This window comes from Parabacteroides sp. CAG:2, assembly GCF_000436315.1.
Taxonomy (GTDB): domain Bacteria; phylum Bacteroidota; class Bacteroidia; order Bacteroidales; family Tannerellaceae; genus Parabacteroides; species Parabacteroides distasonis.
In genome coordinates this window covers 27,773-51,299 of the sequence record NZ_FR885259.1, presented here as the reverse complement: position 1 = coordinate 51,299, position 23,527 = coordinate 27,773, and the positions used below count along the sequence as shown (strand labels likewise).

Genomic DNA, 23,527 nt, shown 5'->3' with positions numbered 1-23,527 from the left:
CATCCTCTATGCCCACAAAGTATTATTAACATTTTAAACGGATTATTTTTACCTTTTTTGTGTAAATATTAAACTAAAACATACGTTATTTGTTGCAATATTAAGAGAAAGATATTGATATGAGGAAGTCGACAATTTGGTTGCTTGCGGTAGTTATGGCTTTTGCCTTCGCCGGGTTATTATACCTACAGGTAAACTATGTGAGCATTATACTTAAGACACGCAGCGAACAGTTCAATGAGACTGTCAAAAGAAGCCTGCGCCAAGTATCTAAGAATCTGGAATTGGATGAGACCCGTAAATACCTCGAGGATGATATCAACCGGGATGAGACAAATTTCATGTATCAAAATGCCCCGGATGCCCAAAGCCTAGGACAAGTGATCAACCATGAGAAATACCAATTACAGATCAAGGATTCTAATGGAACCGTTCAACAAATAGAGATGCAAAGTTTTAGCGCCCATAAGTTCGAGCCGCTCTCTTCCTTGTCAAAACGGCAGTCTGCCAACAGCATCGTAAACACATCTAAAGATTTACAGAAGACACTAAAAAGACGTTACCAGTACCAAGGTGGACTGATAGAGGAGGTGATTTACAACATCTTATACACCGCGAATCTAAAGCCGATCGAGGAACGTATAGATTTTAAAAAGCTAAACAATTACTTAAAAACAGAATTTATTAACAACGGTTTGAACTTGCCGTTTGTGTTTTCTGTTATTAACAAAGATGGAAATGTAGTATACCAGAGCGGAGAATTCCAAAAGCAACCGATCGCCTCTGACGTGATCACCCAAGTGCTTTTCCCGAACGATCCCCCATCGAAACTAAACTACCTGAGAGTTTATTTTCCGACGAAAGGGGATTATATCTCAAGCTCTATTACTTTCATCGTTCCATCGGTTATATTCTCATTGATCCTGTTGATAACCTTCGTCTTCACGATTTACATCGTATTCCGTCAGAAGAAGTTATCCGAGATGAAAAACGACTTTATCAACAACATGACGCACGAGTTGAAGACACCGGTATCCACGATCTCGCTCGCCGCTCAGATGTTGAAGGATTCGGATATAACGAAGAGTCCGGACGTATTCAAGCATATATCCGGCGTAATCAACGACGAGACGAAGCGATTGAGCTTCTTGGTCGAGAAAGTGCTACAGATGTCTTTGTTCGAACGACAGAAAGCAGCGCTTAAATTGAAAGAAATTGACGCGAATGATTTGGTAGCGAACGTTGCTAACACCTTCGTTTTAAAGGTCGAGAAGTACGGCGGTACAATGGATATAGACCTGCAAGCTACAGAATCGGATATATATGTGGATGAAATGCATATCACCAATGTATTGTTCAACTTGATGGACAATGCGGTTAAATACCGCCGCCCGGAAGTTCCGCTTACATTGATGGCACGCACTTGGAACGAGAACGGAAAGCTGTTGATCTCCGTGGAAGATAATGGTATCGGTATCAAGAAAGAATATCTGAAAAAGGTATTCGACCGTTTCTTCCGCGTACCGACAGGCAACGTGCATGACGTGAAAGGGTTCGGTCTCGGACTCGCTTACGTACGCAAAATTATTGAGGACCACAAAGGTACGATCCGTGCTGAAAGTGGTGCCGGAAACATTGGAACAAAATTTATTATTACTTTACCTCTTATAAAAAGTTAGTTATGGAAGAAAAACTAAAGATCTTCTTTTGTGAAGACGATGAGAATTTAGGAATGCTTTTAAGAGAATACTTACAAGCTAAAGGGTATGTAACGGACCTATTCTCTGACGGAGAAGCCGGATACAAAGGTTTTACCAAAGGTAAATACGATCTTTGTGTGTTGGATGTCATGATGCCAAAGAAAGATGGTTTCACCTTGGCACAAGAAATTCGCTCTATCAATCCTGATATCCCTATTATCTTCCTTACAGCCAAGACTATGAAGGAAGACATCTTGGAAGGATTCAAGATCGGCGCGGATGACTACTTGACAAAACCGTTTAGCATGGAAGAGCTATTGCTTCGTATCGAGGCTATCCTTCGCCGTGTGAAAGGTAAGAAGATGAAAGATATTCCTTTCTACAAGTTAGGAAACTTCTTGTTCGATACCCAAAAACAAACGTTGGCTATCGGCGACAAGGTTACGAAACTTACTACGAAGGAATGCGAATTATTAAGTTTGTTGTGCGCCCACGCAAATGAGATCCTTGAGCGTAACTACGCCTTGAAGACAATCTGGGTAGACGATAACTATTTCAACGCTCGTAGCATGGACGTTTATATCACGAAATTACGTAAATTGTTGAAAGACGATCCGGGTATCGAGATCATCAACATCCACGGCAAGGGTTATAAATTAATCACTCCTTCCGGGGAGGAACAAGCCCGTGAGGAAGGCATACAAGTGCTTTAATTCACTTGAACAATAACGACAGAAAAGGCTGGCTAAATGTAAGCCAGCCTTTTTTATACTTTCTTTCTTTTCCAGACTAAGAAGATCCCGAAAACGATCAATGTAACTAGTAGCCCCAAAAGTTGAGAAAAACCGGAGGAAAGACCAAACCCTTCCGGAGCTACAAAAATATAGGTAGAACATACCGCCGTCATGAATAAGGCGGGAATCAAGGTTATCACATATAATTTCTTTGCTTGTACCAAATATACGGTTAAGGCCCATAGGGTAAATACTGCCAACGTCTGGTTACTCCATGCGAAATAACGCCAGATCATATCGAAGCCATCCTTATCTTTTTGACTATATAATAAGATTCCTATCGCAACGATAAACATGGGAATACAGATCATCAGACGTTTGACCACCGTTTTTTGCTCCATATGCAGGAAGTCTGCGACAATCAGACGAGCCGAGCGGAAAGCCGTATCGCCAGAAGTAATCGGAGCTGCTATCACACCCAGTATCGCTAATACACCTCCGACAGCGCCCAGCCACTCTTTCGTGATACTGTCTACTACGACAGCGGCATTGTTCTCCTCCATTCCGTTATTATGGAAGAAATACGTAGCGGCGGCGGCCCAGATCAAGGCTACGATACCTTCGGTAATCATCGCTCCGTAAAATACGGGACGGGCGTATTTCTCACTTTTCATGCAACGGGCCATCAATGGACTTTGGGTAGCATGAAAGCCAGAGATAGCGCCACAAGCGATACTAACAAACATGATCGGAAAAATAGGCAAGCCTCCCGGATGCGTATTACTAAGTCCATCCGTAATCTCAGGTAACGGCGGCTGGTTAATAAATAACATAACCAAGATACCTACGGCCATAAATAGCAAAGCGATGGCGAATAATGGATAGATCTTTCCGATAATCTTATCAACAGGTAATAGAGTAGCCAGTATATAATAAATGAATACGACGATAATCCAGAACGTAGCATCTAGATATTCCGGAGTCAGTTTAGCCAGCAACCCTGCAGGCCCAGCTACGAAAACAGCACCCACCAAGATCATCAAGATAACCGTAAAGCCCCGCATAAATTGCTTAAAGTTGTTCCCCAGATACCGTCCGATCAATTCAGGAAGACTTTCTCCATCATGCCGCAACGAAAGCATTCCCGATAGGAAATCATGGGTAGCGCCCGCAAATATACTTCCCAATACGATCCAAAGGAAAGAAGCTACCCCAAATTTAGCCCCCATGATAGCGCCGAAAATAGGTCCCAGACCCGCTATATTCAAAAATTGGATCATGAAAATCTTCCAAGTAGGCAAGGGTATATAATCGACACCATCTTGTTTCGTGAAAGCGGGAGTAACCCGGGAGGGATCTACGCCAAACACCCGCTCGACAAATTTACCATACGTAAAATATCCAACGATAAGGGCTATCAGACAACATGTAAAAGTAATCATGGTTTTCTAAAGAATTAAATTGTCAAAGGAAAAGGTATATACGAGAAAACCGTACCAAGGGCATTCTAACGAGTAATTGTCAGAATGCCCTTAGTGCGGTCTTCGTATGAATCAATTAATTAAGTAAACGCTTAACCGTCTCGGAAATCATCCGTCCTTCGGCTCTTCCTGCCAATGCTTTTGAGGCTACACCCATTACCTTACCCATATCTTTCGGGCCAGCGGCACCGACTTGAGCGATAATAGCTTTCAATTCTTTCTCCAATTCCTCGGCAGACATTTGTTGAGGTAAATATTTCTCAATCACTTTTACTTGCTCCAACTCAACATCCGCTAGGTCTTGACGGCCCTGTTGCACATAAATCGTAGCGGAATCTTTCCCTTGTTTCACCAACTTCTGCATGATCTTCAAGGCATCCGCATCCATCAGCGTATCATTGGCTCCCGGAGCGGTTTTCGCTTCCAAGAAAAATTTCTTTACATTTCTCAATGTCTCCAAGGCGACTTTATCTTTCGCCTTCATAGCGTTTTTAATGTCTTCACTGACTTGTTCAAATAAATCCATATCCTTATTATATTATTAACTATCGGAAACTGATCACTTGTTTACCCCCCCGCTGAGAATCTTGGCGAGGTTGGTTAGCCGGTTGCTTCGCCGTTGTCGGAGCCGATACTTGAATATCCTCTCCCGCTACTTTGGAACGGGCACGGGCTACGATCTTCGGATCCCGGTTATAAGTCGGATTATCCTCTATCAAAGCGATCAAGGCATCATCATCCAACTCTTCCTGAGTCAAAACTACCGCTTTCGCACGAGAGGTAAAACGACCCGCCTTTTGTGCGGAAGCACCATAATATTTACCAATCAAATCACGCTCCTTACGCTCTTTCTCGATTCGCTCTTCTTCTAAGCGCAATTCTTCTTCCGTCATCTGAGCGGCTTCATTCCTGCGTTTATCAGCGATCAATGGAATATCATCCATCGTAAATCCAGTAGCGAGGATCGTCATTTTCACTTTATTACCTAATGTATTATCCACGGCAGTACCCCAGATAACCTCTATATCACGGTTGAACTCGGACATAAAGTTATGCACGTCGTTCATCTCCTCCATGCGCAACTCGGCTTCCTCGCTGAAATATACGTTGAACAGGATTTTCTTGGCGTTCTTTACGTCGTTGTTACTTAATAGCGGAGAATTCAGAGCGTCTTCCACCGCTTGGCGAACACGTCCTTCTCCTTCACCAAAACCATTACTCATCAAAGCGACACCACCATCTTTCATCGTGGTGTTAACATCGGCGAAGTCGAGGTTGATAATACCCGGAAGCGTAATGATCTCCGCGATACTCTTGGCGGCGATCGTCAAGGTATCATCGGCCTTGCCGAAAGCGTTCATCACGGAAAGGTCCGAATAAATCTCACGCAAACGCTCGTTATTGATCACCAATAAGGCATCCACGTTTTTCGCGATCTCCTCCACACCATTCAAGGCCTGTATAATCTTACGCTCACCCTCGAACAAGAAAGGAATGGTTACGATACCTACCGTCAATATTCCCATATCCTTCGCGATACGAGCGATAACCGGAGCGGCACCCGTACCGGTACCACCACCCATACCAGCGGTAATAAATACCATCTTCGTACCGTCGTTCAACATACCTCGAAGATCGTCCAGACTCTCCTCGGCCGCCATCATCGCACGTTCCGGCTTATTTCCTGCGCCCAATCCCTGCGTGATCTCACGTCCCAGCAATAACTTGATAGGAACATCCGAACGGTTCAAGGCTTGATTATCCGTATTACATAACACGAATGTAACATCGTGTATGCCCTCCTTATACATATGAGTAACAGCGTTTCCGCCACCGCCTCCAACACCAATCACCTTAATGATTTTGGGAGTATCCGTAGGATAATTAAAATTTAATATTGTATCGTCCATTGTCTTCCGGTTTTATTACATTCGTAGATCACGTTATTTACTCTCGTTATCATCGTCATCGAAGAGGGTTTTACCAAAGGTATCGATTCCTTTTGTCAACCGCCCGAACAAGCCGGGACCTTTTTTCTTCTCTTTCTTCGGCTTCTCCTTGACGGGTTCCGGAGTCGGTTCCACTGTCGGTTCAGGCTCAACCACCGGCTCAATCTTAGGCTCCGGTTTAGGAGGAATATATAACGCGCAATTCTTAGTTCCTTTCGCCAAGAGGCCGACGGCTACCGCATATTCGGGATTGCTGGCAACCACTAAATCACCACTAGCGACAATCCCCTTGCGAACCGCTGAATAGCGAACCTCCATCTTCAAGCGTTCGCTCATAACAGCCGGTAAATTCTTCAAAGCGGCGCCTCCACCCGTAATCACGATGCCAGCACCGAGAACGCTCATCAAGCCTGTAGCCTCCAGACGAGCATATACATTCTCTAAGATCTCATCCATACGGGCCTCGATCACACCGTTCAACTCGGCCAGCTTAATCTCACGCAAGCCCATTCCATCCGCTAAACTCACTTGGATGGTCATATCATTATCCCGGTCCGCTTTCGCGCTACCATAAGTGATCTTCAAGCGTTCCGCCTCAGACTCTACGACCCTGAGATTGGTTATATCTTTTGTTATCAAATTACCTCCAAAGGGAACAACGGAAAGGCTGGCCAACTTACCACCCTTATAGACAGATATCGTCGTCACGCCGGCACCGAAACCGATCAAGGCGCAACCCAAGTCCTTCTCATTGTCGCTCAAGACAACATCTCCCAACGCGAGGGGTGACACCAGAATACCGGCGATCTCGATTTTCGCTTGTTCCGAAATGCTATTGACAATATTTAATTTCAAGGAAGGACGTCCAACAATCAACTTGTAACGAGCCTCGATACGGCTACAAGGCACGCCCACCGGGTTGGACTCTGGCTTATCATCTAAAAAATAGGAAGGAGAAACCACGTCAAGAACGGTCAACATATCCGGACGATAATCCTTACACTCTTGATAAAGAGAGTCTATGATCTCCTCCGTGACCACACCTTCCGTTCCCAATACCTTGCAAACCGTATGCTCGATAGAACGGAGTGACTGGCCACCCAGTCCCACATATACCTGCCCGATCTTGGCCCCCCCCAGTTTATTCTCCAACTTGAGGATCAAGCGTCTTATCTTACTCGCCGTCTCCTTCACGTTATATACACATCCTCTTCGTATGCAGGTGCCGGAGTTCTCAACTTCGTAGGCGATGATTGAAAGAGCGCCCGTCGCATTCTTAGTCCCCACCATTCCTACCATATGGGAGGTACCTAGGTCAATAGCTGCTATAAAGTCTGTGTATGCCATATCATCTATTTTTTAGTACAAACAATCTGATTCTTATATTTTAAATTAATCATACTGTACTTTTCCCAACCCACTTTAGGGATCGCTTGTTCATAGAAAAGCTTTAAATTCGCAAGCTTTTCTTCGAATTCATCCAAAGTACCCAACATGATCCGGTGGTTACCCACTCTTGGAATAAGTTCTATATCATTATCCGGATAGACATAGATTTGTTCAATCTGGTCATTCCAGAACTCATTCTCTTGCAAAAATAATGCAAATTTGTATAAGTCGGTCACCGCAAGCTCTTTTTCCACATATCCACTCACAATTGGCACATGCGCAGCATACCGACGACTGATCGGCATGGTGGTTCCCAGATTATCCACGTAATAACTACCTCTTACGCCCATAATCCGGAGGATAGGCATCTTTTGCATGACCTCTAGTTTGATAATCCCCGAAGGAGTCTTATACGCCTCCACTTGGGCGATCATCTCATTCTTAAGCAATTCCGTCTCTATCCGATCCGTATTCACGTCGGCCATTGGCCGCTTGATCGGATCTAGCCCGGCTTTCTTCAGTATAGACACAAGGTCACTCTCGCTCACGAAGTGTTTATCCAGACTGTCTTTCACCACGACTTGCAGATCTTGGCAAATAGAGTCCTGACGTATTTCCCGAAAGAAAAACGACACAAACACGATGTAACAGAACAACAACGTGGCTACTACTATGGAAATTATTCGGATCACGGTTTCCTTATTTGTTTACATAAAATCTCTTTTACAGGCTCCACCAAACGGTCGATATTGCCGGCGCCTACCATTAATACTACCTCATATTTCCCGGCGGCAACCACGTCCAAAAGCTCTTCCTTCTTACACAGCGTCTTGGAAGGGATCGTCACCTTATCAAAAATGATCCGAGAGCTCACCCCCGGAATCGGTTCCTCACGAGCCGGATAGATATCCAGCAAGATCAACTCATCCAATAAAGAGAGACTCGCAGCGAAATCTCCAGCGAAATCTCGGGTACGGGTATATAGATGCGGCTGGAAAATACCTGTCACCTTACGACCCGCATATAATTCCTTCACCGACAAGATACTCTGTCGCAATTCGGCCGGATGATGGGCATAATCATCGATCAATACCACTTGATCAGTCTTCAAATGGAAATCGAAACGGCGGCGAGGTCCGGCAAATGTAGCCATACCCTTTTTCAAATCCTCAGGTTTCACTCCGTTCAACCAAGCGATCGCCATAGCCGCTACCCCGTTCTCTATATTAACCTTTACGGGAACACCTAATTCCACATCAGGAATACGGATTTCCGGACCAACGAAGTCAAAGGTAATATTTCCGTCGCAAATACGAATATTTTCAGCGTAAAAGTCCGCTATTTCCGTAACGGAATAGGTATATTTCTTGACACCCTCCTGTAAACGGGGCGTTACGTTGATTCCTTTCTTGATCAGTAGACAACCATCGGGACGAATTAAGGAGGTAAATTTCTCGAAACTCTCCCGGTAAGCCTCCGCCGTACCGTAAATATCCAGATGATCTGGATCTGCGGAAGTAATCACTGCCATATAAGGAGTAAGCCAATGAAAAGAACGATCGAACTCATCCGCCTCGATCACGGTAAAGTCGCTCGTATCAGACAACATCAAATTACTCTCGTAGTTCTTTAGGATTCCTCCGAGGAAAGCATTGCAATCCACTAGCGATTGTTTCAGCAAATGAGCCAGCATAGAAGAGGTCGTTGTCTTGCCGTGCGTGCCCGCCACGCATAAACCCCGGCTGCTTTTCGTGATCTCTCCCAAGACACGTGCCCGCTTCATCACCTCAAAACCGTGCGCCCGGAAATAGGTCAATTCCGTATGCGACTCCGGGACCGCCGGCGTATAAACCACCAGCGTATCATCGGGCGACTTGAACGCCTCCCCGATCAAAGCTACATTATCCTCATAGTGAATATCGGCTCCCTCCTTTTTCAACTCCTCGGTTAAATCGGAAGGGGTCTTATCGTATCCGCCCACTCGTTTTCCCTTAGCGAGGAAATAACGAATCAAGGCACTCATTCCAATGCCCCCGGCACCTACGAAATACACCGCTGTCACTTTATTTATATCCATATTCCTTATTTCTTATCTATAATCTTAACAATCTCATCCACGATACGGTCTGCGCTATGGCGTTGCGCCAAGGTCTCGATATTACGGCTCAACGTACGCAAACGTTCATCGTCATGAACTATCTTCAAGGCAGTAGGCACCAAATCCTTTTCCGCGTCTTTATCGGCGATCATAACGGCGGCATCCTTATGGACCAAGGCCAAGGCATTCTTGGTCTGATGATCTTCCGCCACATTCGGCGAAGGCACCAAGACCACCGGTTTTCCTAATAAGCAAAGTTCCGAGATAGAACTAGCCCCCGCACGGGATATCACCAAATCGGCCGCTGAATAAGCATAATCCATACGGGTAATAAAGTCTGAGCACCAAACCGGCATTCCCCGGTACGCCTTCAAATGCTTGGAAGCGTCGCTGTAATAATACCTACCGGTTTGCCAAATAACCTGTACATCCGAGGCGAAGAACTTATCCAGATCCCCTTGAATACTCCGGTTAATCGTCCGTGCGCCAAGGCTACCACCTACCACAAGGATCGTTTTTTTCTCCGGAGAAAGCCCGAAGAACGCCAACGCCTCCTCTTTCTTACTCAGCGCCTCTTCCAAATCCTGTCGCACCGGATTTCCCGTAATCACGATCTTATCCGCCGGAAAGAACTTCTCCATGCCCTCGTAAGCGACACAAATCTTGCTCGCTTTCTTCGCCAACAACTTATTGGTCACACCGGCATACGAGTTTTGCTCCTGTATCAACGCAGGAACACCTTGCGAAGCCGCCATCCATAAAGTCGGTCCACTGGCATAACCGCCCACGCCGACCGCTATATCTGGCTTGAACTCACGGATCGTCTTCCTCGCCAAGCGCAAGCTTTTCGCTAAACGAACCATGACCTTCACGTTGTTCATCAAGTGGGCACGATCAAACCCACTCACCGGTAAACCTACGATTTTATAACCGGCTGCCGGAACCTTATCCATTTCCATGCGGTCTTCCGCCCCCACAAATAAGATTTCCGCATCCGGAAAACGTTTCTTGAAAGTATTAGCGATAGATATGGCCGGGAAGATATGGCCTCCCGTACCACCACCACTTATTATGATCCGGTACTTTCTCATACTTTTGACTCTACAGTTATCGTTTCGACAGCCGATAGCGGATTATCTTCTCTCTCTCCCTCGACCGCCTGATTTATTGTCTCTCCGGATGGCTCGTCGGAAGGATTCTCTGGATTCTCCGTATCCTCCTCTTCCTCATCCTCATTTCCGATATTGGCTCCAAAACGACTTACGCTCAATATGATCCCGAAATAGATACAAGATATAAGCGTAGACGTACCCCCCCGGCTCACCAACGGCATCGGTTGCCCGGTAACGGGCACTAAATTCACGGCTACCGCCATATTCGCCAAAGCTTGGACTACCACCAGCAACCCACATCCCAACACTAGGAATTTCGGGAATGATTTATCACATTTCCGGGCGATCATCCCGACCCGCACTAGCAACATTATATAAAGCAACAGTACAAAGATCCCCCCAACGATACCCAGTTCCTCTATGATAATCGCATAGATAAAATCTGAATACGCCTGTGGCAGGAAGTCACGCTGTTGGCCATGTCCGGGCATCTGTCCTAATACGCCTCCCCTAGCAATAGCTATCTTCGCATGAGTTACCTGATAATTATCATCGGTTATCTTATACGTACCACTCTCATCCAAATTATCCTTATGCCCGTCGAAGAAACGCTCCAAACGCCCCTGCCAAGTAACGAATCGATCCGGCAAATACTGAGTAATAGCGGCTGGCGTAAACTTAAGCAACACCAAGAACAACACCAACGCCAACATCAAGATGCCCGCCAGCTTCGCCAACTTACCAAATGGCAACTGACCGATAAACATCATCAGGAAACAAACCCCGAATAGCATAAACGCCGTAGAGAAGTTCTCTGGCAGAATCAAGACACAGGTGAGTCCTACTCCAATCAGTATATACTTAAAGATCTGGTTCTCCGTTAATTTCCCCCGCTTGCTGAGCAAGAAAGCGACAAACACGACACAAGCCAGCTTCCCGAACTCCGAAGGCTGGAACTGTATCCCCATGATTTCCAGCCATCGATGCGCGTCATTAGCGTCCACGCCGATAAAGGGCGTCACGATCAACATCAACATCGAGACCGGCAATAATATAATAAACGCAGAGAAGAAACGACACGGTATATTATGTAACAGCAATACCATGACGAAACCTCCCAATAAAAAGGTGGCGTGCCGTACGATAGGCGCCCAGTGATTCGCGTTCTTATAAGCGATCGTACTGGTCGCACTGAACACCTCCACCACCGATATAAGACACAGGAACATGAAGATGATCCATATCACCCGGTCGCCCTTAAACAGTTTACTCGCCAGATCCATTTTATCCTTTATTACAAATTACGTACGCAAGCCTTGAACTGATCGCCCCGATCCTCATAGCTCTTGAACAGGTCGAAGCTGGCGCAACAAGGAGAGAGCAATACCGTATCTCCCTTATGAGCCATCTTATAAGCTTTCGCCACAGCCTCCTCCATCGAGCGGGCGTCTTCAATATTCGCCACTTTCCCGTCGAAGAACGCATGCAGTTTCGTATTATCCACACCCATGAAAATCAATGAATGTACCTTCTTATTCACTAATTCCTCGATCTCCGAGTAATCATTCCCTTTATCCGTGCCCCCTAAGATCAAAACGACCGGAGTCGTCATGCTCTGCAAGGCATACCAACAAGAGTTTACGTTCGTAGCTTTCGAGTCATTGATATAATCAACACCACGCACGCGAAGCACCTTTTCCAAACGGTGCTCAACACCCGTGAAATCACTGAGTGAGGCACGTATTTTCTCATCATGAATGTCCACGATCTTGGACGCTATCCCCGAAGCCAAAGAGTTATACAGGTTATGCGTACCAGTCAATGCCAATAGGTCTTGTTCCATCGTAAATGTTCCGTTTGCCGTTTCAATAACTACTTGATTATTTTCCGTATATCCCTTCACGCCGTTCTCATGTGTCTCGGCGAATGGGTAAAGAGTAGCCTCAGGATGCCGTTTGGCGATCTCACGGGCTATGATCGGGTCATCGTTCCAGAAAATGAAGGCGTCGTCCTTCGTCTGATTTTGCAAGATGCGGAACTTAGCGTCTACATAATTCTGCATCTCATAGTTATAACGGTCCAGATGATCCGGTGTTATATTCAATATAATAGCGATATCCGCTTTAAAGTCGTACATATTATCCAGTTGGAAACTGCTCAACTCGATCACGTAGACCGCATGTGGATCTTCCGCAACCTGAAGCGCCAAGCTGTTTCCGACATTTCCGGCCAAGCCCACGTCCACGCCCGCTTCTTTCAGTATATGATACGTAAGCATCGTCGTTGTCGTCTTGCCGTTGCTACCCGTGATGCAAATCATCTTCGAGTCCGTATACCTTCCGGCAAACTCGATCTCGGAAATGATCGGCGTACCTTGCTTCTTCAATAACTGTATGATAGGAGCCTTGTCGGGAATACCCGGGCTCTTGACAATTTCGTCGGCACTCAAGATGTCGGCTTCGGTATGCTGTCCCTCTTCCCAACGAATCCCGTGGTTGTCCAGCATCTCCTTATACTTAGGTTTGATAGACGATTTATCGGACACGAACACGTCGAATCCTTTCGCCTTCGCCAAGACAGCGGCTCCCGCGCCACTCTCCCCGGCCCCTAATATAACCATTCTCTTACTCATCTTTTATCTCATCTTTAACGTAACTATCGTCATAACAGCCAAAATAATACCGATCAACCAGAAACGGACCACGATCTTCGATTCAGGCACGACATTGAACGGCTTTTGGATCAACGCCTGTATACCCGCGTTTCCCGGCTTCTGGAAATGATGGTGTAAAGGAGCCATCTTGAAGATACGGCGACCTTCCCCATACTTCTTCTTCGTATATTTAAAGTAGGCCACTTGCAACATGACCGATATATTCTCCACCAAGAAAATACCGCAAAGGATCGGAATCAACAACTCCTTACGGATGATGATCGCGAAAACAGCGATAATACCTCCCAAGGTCAAGCTACCCGTGTCTCCCATAAATACTTGGGCCGGATATGAGTTGTACCATAGGAAACCGACCGTGGCACCGATAAAGGCAGCGGCATAAACCACCAACTCCTCTGCGCCGGGTATAAACATGATATTCAAGAACGAGGCGAACTCAAAGTGGGATGACATATAAGCCAAAATACCGAGCGCCACCCCGATGATCGCCGATGTCCCGGCAGCCAAGCCGTCCAATCCATCCGTCATATTGGCTCCGTTCGACACGGCAGTCACCACAAAGATCACCATCAGCACGAACACCAGCCACGCGGCCTCCTCCTTATAATCGCCCGCCCAGTTCACCAAGTTGGCGTAATCGAAATTATTGTTTTTCAAGAACGGGATGGTCGTCTTTGTCGACTTGGTCTCCACCGTATGATAACGCACCTCCTCGATCACGTTATCATGGCGCACCTCCATATTCTCCTTGATCACCACATCCGGGCTCATGAACAATACCAAACCAACGATCAGGCCCAGTCCTACCTGCCCGACGATCTTGAAACGTCCGTGCATGCCCTCCTTATTCTTCTTGAACACCTTGATATAATCATCCGCGAATCCCAAGGCTCCCAGCCAAACCGTAGTCACCAACATCAATATCACATAGATATTATTCAGCTTGGCACACAGTAAAGTCGGGATCAATATAGCGATAATAATGATAATACCTCCCATCGTCGGCGTTCCCTTCTTGCTCATCTGGCCCTCCAGCCCAAGATTTCTCACCGTCTCGCCGATCTGCAACATTTGCAACTTATCGATGATACGCCGGCCGATCGCCGTAGAGATAAACAAGGACAAGATCAAGGCCAACCCCGAGCGGAAAGATACGTACTTAAACATACCCGCTCCCGGGAAATCCAACTGATCCAAATAATTAAAAAGATAATAAAGCATGTCGTCTTAAATATTATGATTGTTGTGTCGAAAAAATCTCGCGTAACTTCTCACGGTCGTCAAAGTGATGTTTCACCCCCTTGATCTCCTGATAGTCTTCGTGGCCTTTTCCGGCAACAAGGATCACATCCCCTTTCTTCGCCAACATCGTAGCGGTCTTGATCGCTTGCGTACGGTCCGTGATACATAAGGTACGTTCCATATCCATTTTCGTCAATCCGGCTACCATATCGTTAATAATATCATCCGGTTCCTCAAAGCGCGGGTTATCGGAAGTCAGAATTACCTGATCGCTCAGCTTGGCAGCCTCTTTCGCCATCAGCGGGCGTTTCCCCTTGTCCCGGTTTCCCCCGGCACCTACCACGGTAATGATACGTCCTTTCCCATCCAATACCTCATGAATGCCATTCAGTACATTCGTCAAGGCATCCGGCGTGTGAGCGTAATCCACGATCGCCGTATAACCGAGCGGAGACTGGATCGTCTCGAAGCGACCGGATACGGAGCGAAGCGTGCTCAGCACGATCAACACCTCCTCGGGATCTTTCCCAAAAGAAACTGCGGCTCCGTACACGGCTAGTAAGTTATAAGCGTTGAAACGTCCCACGAAATGCACCATAACCTCCCGACCGTTAATGATCAAGTCTGTACCCTCGAAATGAGATTCCAATATCTTTCCCTTGAAATCGGCCAAGGTACGCAAGGAATAGGTCAGCTTCTTCGCCTTCGTATTTTGCAACATCACCAAGCCGGATTTATCATCGGCATTCGTCAAGGCAAAAGTCCCGGCAGGCAGGTCATCGAAGAATTTCTTCTTCGCTTTCAAGTAATTCTCCACGGTCTTATGATAGTCCAAATGATCACGGGTCAAGTTCGTGAAAATCCCCCCGTCGAAAGACAGGCCGCTGATGCGCCGCTGATCGATCGAATGAGAGCTAACCTCCATAAAAGCATACTCGCATCCGGCCTCTACCATCCGGGCCATCAAGGAATGAAGCGTAAGCGGGTCCGGTGTCGTATGATCCGTCGGTACCGCCTCGCCATCTATATAATTACATACCGTGGAAAGCAATCCCACCTTATGTCCCATCTTCCGGAACATCTCATATAATAAAGTAGCGATCGTAGTCTTCCCGTTCGTACCCGTCACGCCTACCAACACCAATTTCCGGGAAGGATCACCATACCAGCGGGAAACCAAAAGACCCAACGCCTCCGCCGAATCCTTCACCACGATAAACGAGCATCTCCCCTCCAAATAGGACGGAGCCTCCTCGCATACGATAGCGACAGCTCCCTTCTCTATGGCGCTGTCCATATAGGCATGGCCATCCACGGCCGTACCTCTCACAGCGACAAACAAAGACCCTTTCGTCACCCGACGAGAGTCTGATTGAATATTCGTGATATCCACATTATCCGCCCCCATCAACATAGGAGCTTCCAACGCACCGATTAAATCCCTTAGTTCCATACCTATTTCAATGTTAATAATACGGTCTGCCCCTTAGACACTCGCTGTCCGGGTTGAATACTCTGCGAAACGACCCGTCCGACACCCGACAAAGAGACACGCAGACCGGCTTGCTCCAACAAGAAAACCGCATCTTTAGCCCCCATGCCGACTACCCGGGGTACCAGTCCCTCACGAATCGTCAGATCGCTTAATTTTACCTTATTCTCTTCTTGCTCGGCGGAGGCTACGACCCACTTTGTCTCCAAACTGTCCGTATCCGCCTTAATATCCAATTCATCTAATACTTCCTCTACCGCCCTCAGGTCGCCGCCTTTCACACGAGGTACCATCACGGCCATCGAATCCCGTTCCATATCCCGGACATCGAACGACATATGGCTGGCGTATATCTTCTCGGCGATCGCACGCACCACGCCTCCCGACATCGTACCGCCCGAAGGATAACCAATACGGGGACGGCGGATCACCACGATACAAGAATACTTCGGATGATCGGCCGGGAAATAGCCACAGAAAGAGACTTGGTGCCCGCTCGTACGGTAGACACCGCCCGTAGCGATCTGCGCCGTACCGGTCTTTCCGGCGATCCGGACAATATCCGAATGAACCGCCTTACCGGTCCCTTTCTCCACGACTCCCAGCAACATATCTTTTATCAACGCCAGTGTATGATCCGAGCAGATCGAAGAGTTGATCACCTCCGTGGAAAAACTCTGCACGGTCTTGCCGTTATGTAAGATCTCTTTCGTAAACATCGGGCGAACCATTTCCCCGTTGTTCGCAATCGCGTTAAAGAACGCCAACGTATTGATCGGCGGTACCTGCGTCTCGTAACCGAACGACATCCAAGGCAAAGTGGTCTTGGACCAATAACGGGTCGTATCATCCGGGCGACGTATCTTAGCACGTCCCGCCCCCGGTATCTCCAAACGAAGATCCGCGTTCATACCGATACGGTACAGTCCCTCCACGAACTTTGTCGGGTTATCCGAATAACCTTTCAGGATCGTCTTGGCCACACCGATATTGGAGGAATACCAAATCGCCTGCTCCACCGAGATCCGGCCGTATCCACCTTTATTCATATTATGGTCCGTCATGCGGGCCCCCTTATACATATATATACCATTGCCGACATCGACCGTATCTCCCGGATTGCATAAACCATCCTCCAAGGCCACCATGATAGAGGCCACCTTGAAAGTAGAACCCGGCTCGATCTCGTCTGCCACGGCATGGTTCTTCGTTTCGCCATATACGCCTTCACGGATACGCCCCATATTCGTGATCGCCTTGATCTCTCCGGTCTCGACCTCCATCACGACAGCCGTACCGGACTCGGCATCGATCGCCTTCAATTTATCGACCAACGATTTCTCGGTTATATCCTGTATATTAATATCGATCGTGGTACGGATATCCATGCCATCCACCGGGTCCACCTCAATCACGTTCGTCCAGCCTCCACCGACACGGCGAACGGAGCTCAACCCGGCCTGCCCCCGCAGGAGCGAATCGTATTGCAACTCCAATCCATTCTTCCCCTTCGTAGTACCACCCTCCTCGATCTCTCCGTAGATATCACCGATCGTACGAGACGCCAAGGTCCCGAAAGGTTTCTGGCGCTGTACCATCTCCTTCGTATAAAAACCACTCTTATAACGTCCCAGACGAAGAAACGGGAACTTACGGATCTCCTTCAAATCCGAATACGAGACCTTCCCCGCGTAAATCGGGAACTGGCGGCTTTTACCGCTCAGCCCTTTCAGCAGATAAGCCTTATAGCCCGCCGGCGTACGATCCTTCAATTTACGGGAAAGATAAAACGCCAACGAGTCCACCCCATCCTTCTTGGACGTCTTGAACGTATCCAGCCAATTATACTTGGCACCCTTAGCCGGAGTATACGCATCCGCCTTAAAGTCGATATACATATAATAACGAGGCACGCTGGTAGCCATCAACTTACCGTCCGACGAATAGATATTGCCACGTCCGGGCAACACCAAACGGTTCGGTCGTTTCTGGCTCTCGGCCACCTTCATCCATTTATCCCTCTCCACGAAGGCCGTATCAAAGGCACGGAACAGGATTCCTACGGCCACAAGCCCCAGCAACAGCACGACCACGAAGTAACAGAATAAAATCCGGCTACCTTTAGGCTCTATTTCTTTCGGTTCGTTTTCTTCAGACATACCTATTTACACCTTATCTCACTTATATAACTCATAAGGAGGGGTTTTCGCACCCTCCAGATCAATACCTTGCTCCTCGATCAGCAACTCGATTTGCGATTGGCGGCTATTGCCGGTCAACTCGGATGAGATCGACAACGCCTCGAAACGCACATCCCTCAATTGCTGTTGCAACCGGTCGATCTCACGCAACTTTTGCATACAAGTATACCGGTTGCCGATAAAGAAAAACGCCAACACGACAAGTAACACGATCATGCGCGTATGCCTCAAGATAAAATCCTCTTTCAGCACGCCGCCACCGAGTATATACCAGAACGAAAGACGTTTCTCCTTCTTCCTCGTTTTCTTATGTTGTCCGTTTTCTTCCATATCTATTTCTCCTTATACCTTCTCAGCGATTCTCAACTTGGCACTCCGCGAACGGGGATTCCGCTCTACCTCCTCGTCGGTCGGAACGATCACCTTATTATTGACCAAGCGGAAAGGCGATCGCACGTTCCCGAAGAAATCCTGCTCGCACTTCCCCTCAAAGTTTCCGGTCTTCAAAAAGTTCTTTACCAGACGGTCTTCCAAGGAGTGATACGTGATAACCACCAATCGTCCTCCCGGCCTCAACACCCGCAAGGTACTCCGCAGCATCTCTTTCAGCGCCCTCATCTCATCGTTCACCTCGATACGAAGCGCCTGAAAGACTTGCGCCAAGAATTTCTTCTCCTTGTCCTTTCCCGTAAACGGCTTGATCACCTCCAAGAAGTCTCCGATCGTCTCTATCTTCTTTGTCTCACGGGCTTTCACCAGCACAGAGGCTAATTTCCGTGACACCTTCAGCTCGCCATATAGATAAAACACATCGGCCAACGCCTCCGCCGTATAATTATTCACGATATCGGCGGCGGTCTGCCCCGCACGCGTATTCATCCGCATATCCAACGCCCCGTCGAAACGGAAAGAGAAACCGCGATCCTTATCGTCGAAATGATGGGAAGAGACACCTAAATCCGCCAACAGACCGTCTACCTCCCCGCTTTCTCCATAGTAACGCATAAAATTATACAAATAACGAAAATTACCGCGCACGAAAGTGAATCGTGGATCTGCCGGGATATTATGCTCCGCGTCCGCGTCTTGGTCAAAGCCGTAAAGTTCGCCCTCGCTACCCAACCGTTTCAAGATCTCGCGGGAATGTCCTCCACCGCCAAACGTAACATCCACGTAAATCCCGTCGGGACGGATATCCAATCCCTCCAGACTTTCCCGCAGCATTACCGGTACATGATAGCAACTATCTTTTTCTTCCATTCGTCGTTCTTACGTTAAACTTCCTCTTAAAATAAAGCGCCGTACTCCTTTGATACGCACGCACATGCCTTATCGGTGGGTAAAAGTACACATTTCCAAAATTACCCGCCAACATTTATATAAGAAAAGTAGGAAAAAGTTATCAACAGGTCGTTAATCTTTCGTCTTTTCGTCCTTATCTCTTACGCTTTTCATCGGTATCCGTTAACCAATTATTCCTTTCACCTTCATCTTCTAACAGCTGTTGGATGATCATGCAACAGTTGGTAGATGATCTTCTAACAGATGGTGCATGATCGTCCAACAGCCGTTAGATAACCGATAGTCAAGCTCCCGGGGACTAACCTCCCTAATGGTAGCGGCTAAAAGATCAAGGGGAAAAGGCCAAGATAGCTGGCGAAAAAGCAAAAACTTCACTCAAACCTCTCTCGTTTTAATTATTAACTTTATCTTTGCCCCTTGACAAGCTTATATAGATGGCAAAACAAGGTGTGACAAAGATAGATATTAAGCAAGTATTGGCACAAAAGGCGCCCAAGGCGTCACGCAAGATTCCGGGATTTATCGTGGACTACTTGATTCGCACGGTTCATCAAGAGGAACTGAATGATATATTAACCCGTTACCACGATAAGGAAGGGGTAGATTTCATGCGTGAGCTTATCGGCTATTTTGACCTTACCCTCGATCTGGTACATGCGGAGAACATCCCGACCGAAGGGCGCTATATCTTCGCCTCCAACCATCCGCTCGGAGGATTGGACGGTATCTGTCTCTCCGCCGTTATCGGTTCCCGGTTCGAAGGCCGCATCAAGTATCCGGTCAATGATTTATTACTTTATCTCTCCAATCTAAAATCCATCTTTGTACCGATCAACAAACACGGCACCCAAGGAAAGGACAACGCACGGATGCTGGAGGAGGCTTTTGCCTCGGACGACCAGATCATCACTTTCCCCGCTGGATTATGCTCTCGCAAGATTGGTGGCAAGATACAAGACTTGGAGTGGAAGAAATCGTTCATCCAGAAGGCGGTGCAATACAAGCGGGATATCGTACCGGTCTATTTCGACGGGAAGAATTCCAATTTCTTCTACAACCTCGCCCGGATACGCAAGGCGTTGGGTATAAAGATGAATTATGAGATGATTTATTTACCGGACGAGATGTTCCGGAGCAAACATAAGACCTTCCGGATTTACTTCGGGAAGCCTATCCCTTGGCAGACATTCGACAATAGCAAGAAACCCGCCGAATGGGCTGAGTGGATAAAAAACAAGGTTTACAAACTCAAGGATTAACAGACGAAACATATGCAAGACATTATCAATCCCATAGACAGGGCACTACTGAAGGCTGAATTGACCAAAGAGAAGAGGTTGAGAAGTACCAATAAATCGAAGAATGAGATTTATATCGTCACGGCGCACGACTCACCCAATGTCATGCAAGAGATAGGGCGTCTGCGGGAGGTCGCTTTCCGTTATTACGGGGGTGGCACGGGATTCCCGGTGGATATCGATGAGTATGACACGATGGAAGACGCTTACCGCCAGCTGATTGTCTGGAGCCCGGAAGATGAGCAGATCTTGGGGGGATACCGTTTCCTTTGCGGTTCGGACGTTAAGTTCGACGAGAATGGTAAACCGATCTTGGCGACCTCGCACTTGTTTAATTTCTCAGAGAAATTTATCAAGGAGATCCTTCCTTATACGGTAGAGTTGGGACGCTCGTTCGTGGCTCTGGAGTATCAATCCACCCGTTCCGGGGCGAAAGGCTTGTTCGTGTTGGATAACCTGTGGGATGGATTGGGGGCTTTATCCGTGGTTGATCCGAGCTTGCGGTATTATTTCGGGAAGGTGACTATGTACAATACGTACAACCAAGAGGCCCGTAATATGATCTTATACTTCCTCGGATTGCATTTCCCGGACGCAGACCAACTGATCACTCCGGTATATCCTTTGGAGACTAATATGGATGTAGAGAAGATGAGATCTCTTTTCCCTCACGATAATTTCAAGGATAACTACAAGGTACTGAACCAAGAGGTTCGTAAATTCGGCATCAACGTGCCTCCTTTGGTAAATGCTTACATGAGCTTGTCGCCTAAGATGCGTGTATTCGGCACAGCGATCAACCATGAGTTTGGAGAGGTGGAAGAAACGGGTATCCTAATCGCTATTAACGAGATATTAGAGGATAAGAAGAAACGGCATATTGAGACGTATCTGGAAGAGGAGTACAAGTCCGCCGAGTTGATACGAAAGAATTTCATCGGGGAATAAAGCCGTAGATATGGCTAGCGCGACAGCGTAACAAGATATAAAAAGGTTCAGCCTAACCGTTCGCCTCCAAGCGGATTAAAAACGGACAAAGGCTGAACCTCTTTTTATCTCAAATAAATCTTATAGCATAGTCCACCGGAGAAATACTTCATTCGCTGCAATTCGAATTGAAAATGTATATGATTGAATAGCAGGTAAGTGGCTCCCATAGCGAAGTCTTTCGAATCGTATTCGGCTATGACGTTCAAATGCGGGGCGAATGAAGGATTGTAGGTGATACCTCCCGCCACACCGTTCAAGGGATAATCCTCACGGCGGTTATACAGATAGGATAAATGAACGCCTAAGGTTTCCCTTCCCAGCTGAAAATGTTTGGTAGCGGCCAGATAATAACGGCAGAAATAGCCGTTCCCTATGGCTGAAGCGAATTTATGCCCGGATGACGTAAAAGGGTCCGAAGTCCCCAGCACGACAGCGGGGATGTATTTGCTTTCTTTCAGCGCACGGATACGGGCGGAGAAATAACGGTCTTGGTTCGTGAATCCGGAATAGCCATGCTTATCCAATCCAAGGCTCTCGGCCGTAAACAACGTACAAGTATACGCTACCTCCAGAAACGGGAAGATCGTCACGTTCAAATAATAATTCCACGTATTAAAATTAAACTTGGGAGGCGTAAGCTCTTGATGCAAGAAGTTTCCGCCAAGCATCACGGTCTTGTCCTTTTGCATATCGGCGGACGGGGCATGCAATAGCCCTGTCGTGCCATAAGATAATTGAGCCGGAAGTATCGTCCAGCAACTTAAGAATATGATCAATAAGAGTAATTTCTTCATTTTTCTTTGTTTACTTATAAACTCTTCCGGCTCAACATTATTTAATCAAGCTTCAAATATCAAGCATTAATCCGGGATGATGATACCGCCACCGGCGTTATTGCCATCACCATGTCCGTGACCGTGGGATTGCTTGTAAACAGGAGTACCTTCTATCTTGATAAGTTTTTTAGCTACAACCTGAATCTCTTCCACCTTCTTACCCTTTGTCATAAACTTAAATACATACGTATTTGTAGTATATGTCTTCTTCAAGCTCATAGAAGCGACCGTACGATCAGCTTCCGTAGGAACGGATGTAGTCAATGATGTTTGGGTACCAATCTGATAACCATCAGCTTGCAAACGATTAGAGATTCGGTTATAAACAGCATTCTTAGCGACTTGACCATCTACGTTAGATTTTCCGACTAGATCCTGCAAGTTTTCTCCAACATAAGCATTTGTAGTTGTAACAACTACAGGAATGTTTCCTGCCTTACCATCAGAACAGTAATCAACAACCTTTTCTACGATTGTAGTATCAGTACTGATATCTTCAGTTTCCGCTAATGCCAACTCAAAACCTGCGGCAAACTTAGAGAAGTGAGCGACAGACATTTCCGCACCAGTACCATTGATATAAACAGGGTCCGCCGTAGGATCAATCTTCATGATCTCCTTATTATCTATGCCTGTGGTCGCATATAACAATGCCATAGGCTGTGTAGAAGAAACCAAATCCTTCGGAGCGTCGAACGAGATCTTCAAAGCCGGAGAGAATACCGTACCGCTAGGCTCGCCTTTATATACACGGCTTACACTGGCTACCGCACCAGCATCAGAAGTCACATTATTGGATTGCAGAGCTTCCGCAGACATATCACGTTCGATCACCAATGTTTGATTACTACTTGCCGGCATAACGATAACGACAGGCTTACCACTTTCCGCGACCAAACTTACCTCATCTTTCTCTTTTATACCATCAGCGGTCGTACTTTCAATCACTCCTATCGATTCTGTCAATTTCTCAGCATCACTTTGATTCAAGACCTTAATAACTGGAGCTTGAACCTCATTATCCGCACC

19 protein-coding genes and 1 pseudogene are annotated in these 23,527 nt (G+C 46.9%); 4 read left to right on the top strand and 16 right to left on the bottom strand.

The features are described from left to right. Window positions 1–119: 119 nt before the first annotated feature. Together QVP94_RS01675 and rprY are read left to right on the top strand one after the other, a co-directional pair. Entirely contained in the window at window positions 120–1,679 is a 1,560-nt protein-coding gene (locus QVP94_RS01675; RefSeq protein WP_005861390.1) for a sensor histidine kinase, read from the top strand. 2 nt (window positions 1,680–1,681) lie between these two features. Then, window positions 1,682–2,413: a response regulator transcription factor RprY gene (gene rprY, locus QVP94_RS01670; RefSeq protein WP_005861388.1), complete on the top strand. Its 732-nt coding sequence runs from the start codon at window positions 1,682–1,684 to the stop codon at window positions 2,411–2,413. A 53-nt stretch (window positions 2,414–2,466) separates the two neighbouring features. Here rprY and QVP94_RS01665 read toward each other — a convergent pair whose 3' ends face one another. The 14 genes from QVP94_RS01665 to rsmH form a co-directional block, all read right to left on the bottom strand. Continuing rightward, the gene (locus QVP94_RS01665; RefSeq protein WP_008773831.1) at window positions 2,467–3,876 is read right to left on the bottom strand and encodes a carbon starvation CstA family protein; all 1,410 of its coding nucleotides are present in this window, start codon (window positions 3,874–3,876) and stop codon (window positions 2,467–2,469) included. 115 nt (window positions 3,877–3,991) lie between these two features. Beyond that, window positions 3,992–4,441, bottom strand: a complete 450-nt coding sequence (locus tag QVP94_RS01660) for a GatB/YqeY domain-containing protein (RefSeq protein ID WP_005866975.1) — start codon at window positions 4,439–4,441, stop codon at window positions 3,992–3,994. Window positions 4,442–4,460: 19 nt separating this feature from the next. After that, complete coding sequence (gene ftsZ, locus QVP94_RS01655; protein WP_005866974.1) at window positions 4,461–5,825, bottom strand: cell division protein FtsZ; 1,365 nt, start codon at window positions 5,823–5,825, stop codon at window positions 4,461–4,463. 33 nt (window positions 5,826–5,858) lie between these two features. Further along, window positions 5,859–7,211 (bottom strand): cell division protein FtsA, encoded by a 1,353-nt coding sequence (gene ftsA, locus QVP94_RS01650; RefSeq protein WP_022191819.1) that lies wholly within the window; start codon window positions 7,209–7,211, stop codon window positions 5,859–5,861. A gap of 5 nt (window positions 7,212–7,216) precedes the next feature. Continuing rightward, window positions 7,217–7,945 carry a cell division protein FtsQ/DivIB gene (locus tag QVP94_RS01645; protein WP_005861378.1) on the bottom strand — a complete coding sequence of 243 codons (729 nt, stop codon included), beginning with the start codon at window positions 7,943–7,945 and terminating at the stop codon, window positions 7,217–7,219. Further along, complete coding sequence (gene murC / locus QVP94_RS01640) at window positions 7,942–9,330, bottom strand: UDP-N-acetylmuramate--L-alanine ligase (protein ID WP_022191818.1); 1,389 nt, start codon at window positions 9,328–9,330, stop codon at window positions 7,942–7,944. The genes QVP94_RS01645 and murC overlap by 4 nt, the downstream gene beginning before the upstream one ends. Window positions 9,331–9,335: 5 nt before the next feature. Beyond that, entirely contained in the window at window positions 9,336–10,442 is a 1,107-nt protein-coding gene (gene murG, locus QVP94_RS01635; protein ID WP_022191817.1) for an undecaprenyldiphospho-muramoylpentapeptide beta-N-acetylglucosaminyltransferase, read from the bottom strand. Further along, complete coding sequence (locus QVP94_RS01630; protein WP_022191816.1) at window positions 10,439–11,746, bottom strand: FtsW/RodA/SpoVE family cell cycle protein; 1,308 nt, start codon at window positions 11,744–11,746, stop codon at window positions 10,439–10,441. Before QVP94_RS01630 ends, murG begins: the two co-directional genes overlap by 4 nt. An 11-nt stretch (window positions 11,747–11,757) precedes the next feature. Further along, complete coding sequence (murD, locus tag QVP94_RS01625; protein ID WP_130882442.1) at window positions 11,758–13,095, bottom strand: UDP-N-acetylmuramoyl-L-alanine--D-glutamate ligase; 1,338 nt, start codon at window positions 13,093–13,095, stop codon at window positions 11,758–11,760. 3 nt (window positions 13,096–13,098) lie between these two features. Then, window positions 13,099–14,358, bottom strand: coding sequence for a phospho-N-acetylmuramoyl-pentapeptide-transferase (gene mraY / locus QVP94_RS01620; protein WP_005861367.1), 1,260 nt, complete (start codon window positions 14,356–14,358; stop codon window positions 13,099–13,101). 13 nt (window positions 14,359–14,371) lie between these two features. Beyond that, the gene (locus tag QVP94_RS01615) at window positions 14,372–15,832 is read right to left on the bottom strand and encodes a UDP-N-acetylmuramoyl-L-alanyl-D-glutamate--2,6-diaminopimelate ligase (RefSeq protein ID WP_022191814.1); all 1,461 of its coding nucleotides are present in this window, start codon (window positions 15,830–15,832) and stop codon (window positions 14,372–14,374) included. Between the two features lie 2 nt (window positions 15,833–15,834). Then, window positions 15,835–18,030: a PASTA domain-containing penicillin-binding protein gene (locus QVP94_RS01610; protein ID WP_022191813.1), complete on the bottom strand. Its 2,196-nt coding sequence runs from the start codon at window positions 18,028–18,030 to the stop codon at window positions 15,835–15,837. An 18-nt stretch (window positions 18,031–18,048) separates the two neighbouring features. Beyond that, entirely contained in the window at window positions 18,049–18,402 is a 354-nt protein-coding gene (locus QVP94_RS01605) for an FtsL-like putative cell division protein (RefSeq protein WP_005861360.1), read from the bottom strand. Window positions 18,403–18,414: 12 nt separating this feature from the next. Next, window positions 18,415–19,332, bottom strand: a complete 918-nt coding sequence (gene rsmH, locus QVP94_RS01600; RefSeq protein ID WP_022191812.1) for a 16S rRNA (cytosine(1402)-N(4))-methyltransferase RsmH — start codon at window positions 19,330–19,332, stop codon at window positions 18,415–18,417. A gap of 476 nt (window positions 19,333–19,808) precedes the next feature. On the opposite strand from rsmH, the gene glsA reads away from it, so the two are divergent. Both glsA and glsB read left to right on the top strand, forming a co-directional pair. Next, window positions 19,809–20,633: a lyso-glycine lipid O-acyltransferase GlsA gene (gene glsA, locus QVP94_RS01595; RefSeq protein ID WP_008780717.1), complete on the top strand. Its 825-nt coding sequence runs from the start codon at window positions 19,809–19,811 to the stop codon at window positions 20,631–20,633. 12 nt (window positions 20,634–20,645) lie between these two features. Beyond that, complete coding sequence (glsB, locus tag QVP94_RS01590; RefSeq protein ID WP_005866962.1) at window positions 20,646–21,620, top strand: glycine N(alpha)-acyltransferase GlsB; 975 nt, start codon at window positions 20,646–20,648, stop codon at window positions 21,618–21,620. A 104-nt stretch (window positions 21,621–21,724) separates the two neighbouring features. Here glsB and QVP94_RS01585 read toward each other — a convergent pair whose 3' ends face one another. Both QVP94_RS01585 and QVP94_RS01580 read right to left on the bottom strand, forming a co-directional pair. Continuing rightward, window positions 21,725–22,456, bottom strand: coding sequence for a YjbH domain-containing protein (locus QVP94_RS01585; protein ID WP_022191811.1), 732 nt, complete (start codon window positions 22,454–22,456; stop codon window positions 21,725–21,727). A 66-nt stretch (window positions 22,457–22,522) separates the two neighbouring features. Beyond that, window positions 22,523–23,527: pseudogene (locus QVP94_RS01580) on the bottom strand (carboxypeptidase-like regulatory domain-containing protein); the annotation flags it as partial.

Bases quoted from the DNA above. Each gene is read 5' to 3' on its own strand.
- QVP94_RS01675 (WP_005861390.1), top strand. From the start codon at position 120: ATGAGGAAGTCGACAATTTGGTTGCTTGCGGTAGTTATGGCTTTTGCC.
- rprY (WP_005861388.1), top strand. From the start codon at position 1,682: ATGGAAGAAAAACTAAAGATCTTCTTTTGTGAAGACGATGAGAATTTA.
- QVP94_RS01665 (WP_008773831.1), bottom strand. From the start codon at position 3,876: ATGATTACTTTTACATGTTGTCTGATAGCCCTTATCGTTGGATATTTT.
- QVP94_RS01660 (WP_005866975.1), bottom strand. From the start codon at position 4,441: ATGGATTTATTTGAACAAGTCAGTGAAGACATTAAAAACGCTATGAAG.
- ftsZ (WP_005866974.1), bottom strand. From the start codon at position 5,825: ATGGACGATACAATATTAAATTTTAATTATCCTACGGATACTCCCAAA.
- ftsA (WP_022191819.1), bottom strand. From the start codon at position 7,211: ATGGCATACACAGACTTTATAGCAGCTATTGACCTAGGTACCTCCCAT.
- murC (WP_022191818.1), bottom strand. From the start codon at position 9,330: ATGGATATAAATAAAGTGACAGCGGTGTATTTCGTAGGTGCCGGGGGC.
- murG (WP_022191817.1), bottom strand. From the start codon at position 10,442: ATGAGAAAGTACCGGATCATAATAAGTGGTGGTGGTACGGGAGGCCAT.
- QVP94_RS01630 (WP_022191816.1), bottom strand. From the start codon at position 11,746: ATGGATCTGGCGAGTAAACTGTTTAAGGGCGACCGGGTGATATGGATC.
- murD (WP_130882442.1), bottom strand. From the start codon at position 13,095: ATGAGTAAGAGAATGGTTATATTAGGGGCCGGGGAGAGTGGCGCGGGA.
- mraY (WP_005861367.1), bottom strand. From the start codon at position 14,358: ATGCTTTATTATCTTTTTAATTATTTGGATCAGTTGGATTTCCCGGGA.
- QVP94_RS01615 (WP_022191814.1), bottom strand. From the start codon at position 15,832: ATGGAACTAAGGGATTTAATCGGTGCGTTGGAAGCTCCTATGTTGATG.
- QVP94_RS01610 (WP_022191813.1), bottom strand. From the start codon at position 18,030: ATGTCTGAAGAAAACGAACCGAAAGAAATAGAGCCTAAAGGTAGCCGG.
- QVP94_RS01605 (WP_005861360.1), bottom strand. From the start codon at position 18,402: ATGGAAGAAAACGGACAACATAAGAAAACGAGGAAGAAGGAGAAACGT.
- rsmH (WP_022191812.1), bottom strand. From the start codon at position 19,332: ATGGAAGAAAAAGATAGTTGCTATCATGTACCGGTAATGCTGCGGGAA.
- glsA (WP_008780717.1), top strand. From the start codon at position 19,809: ATGGCAAAACAAGGTGTGACAAAGATAGATATTAAGCAAGTATTGGCA.
- glsB (WP_005866962.1), top strand. From the start codon at position 20,646: ATGCAAGACATTATCAATCCCATAGACAGGGCACTACTGAAGGCTGAA.
- QVP94_RS01585 (WP_022191811.1), bottom strand. From the start codon at position 22,456: ATGAAGAAATTACTCTTATTGATCATATTCTTAAGTTGCTGGACGATA.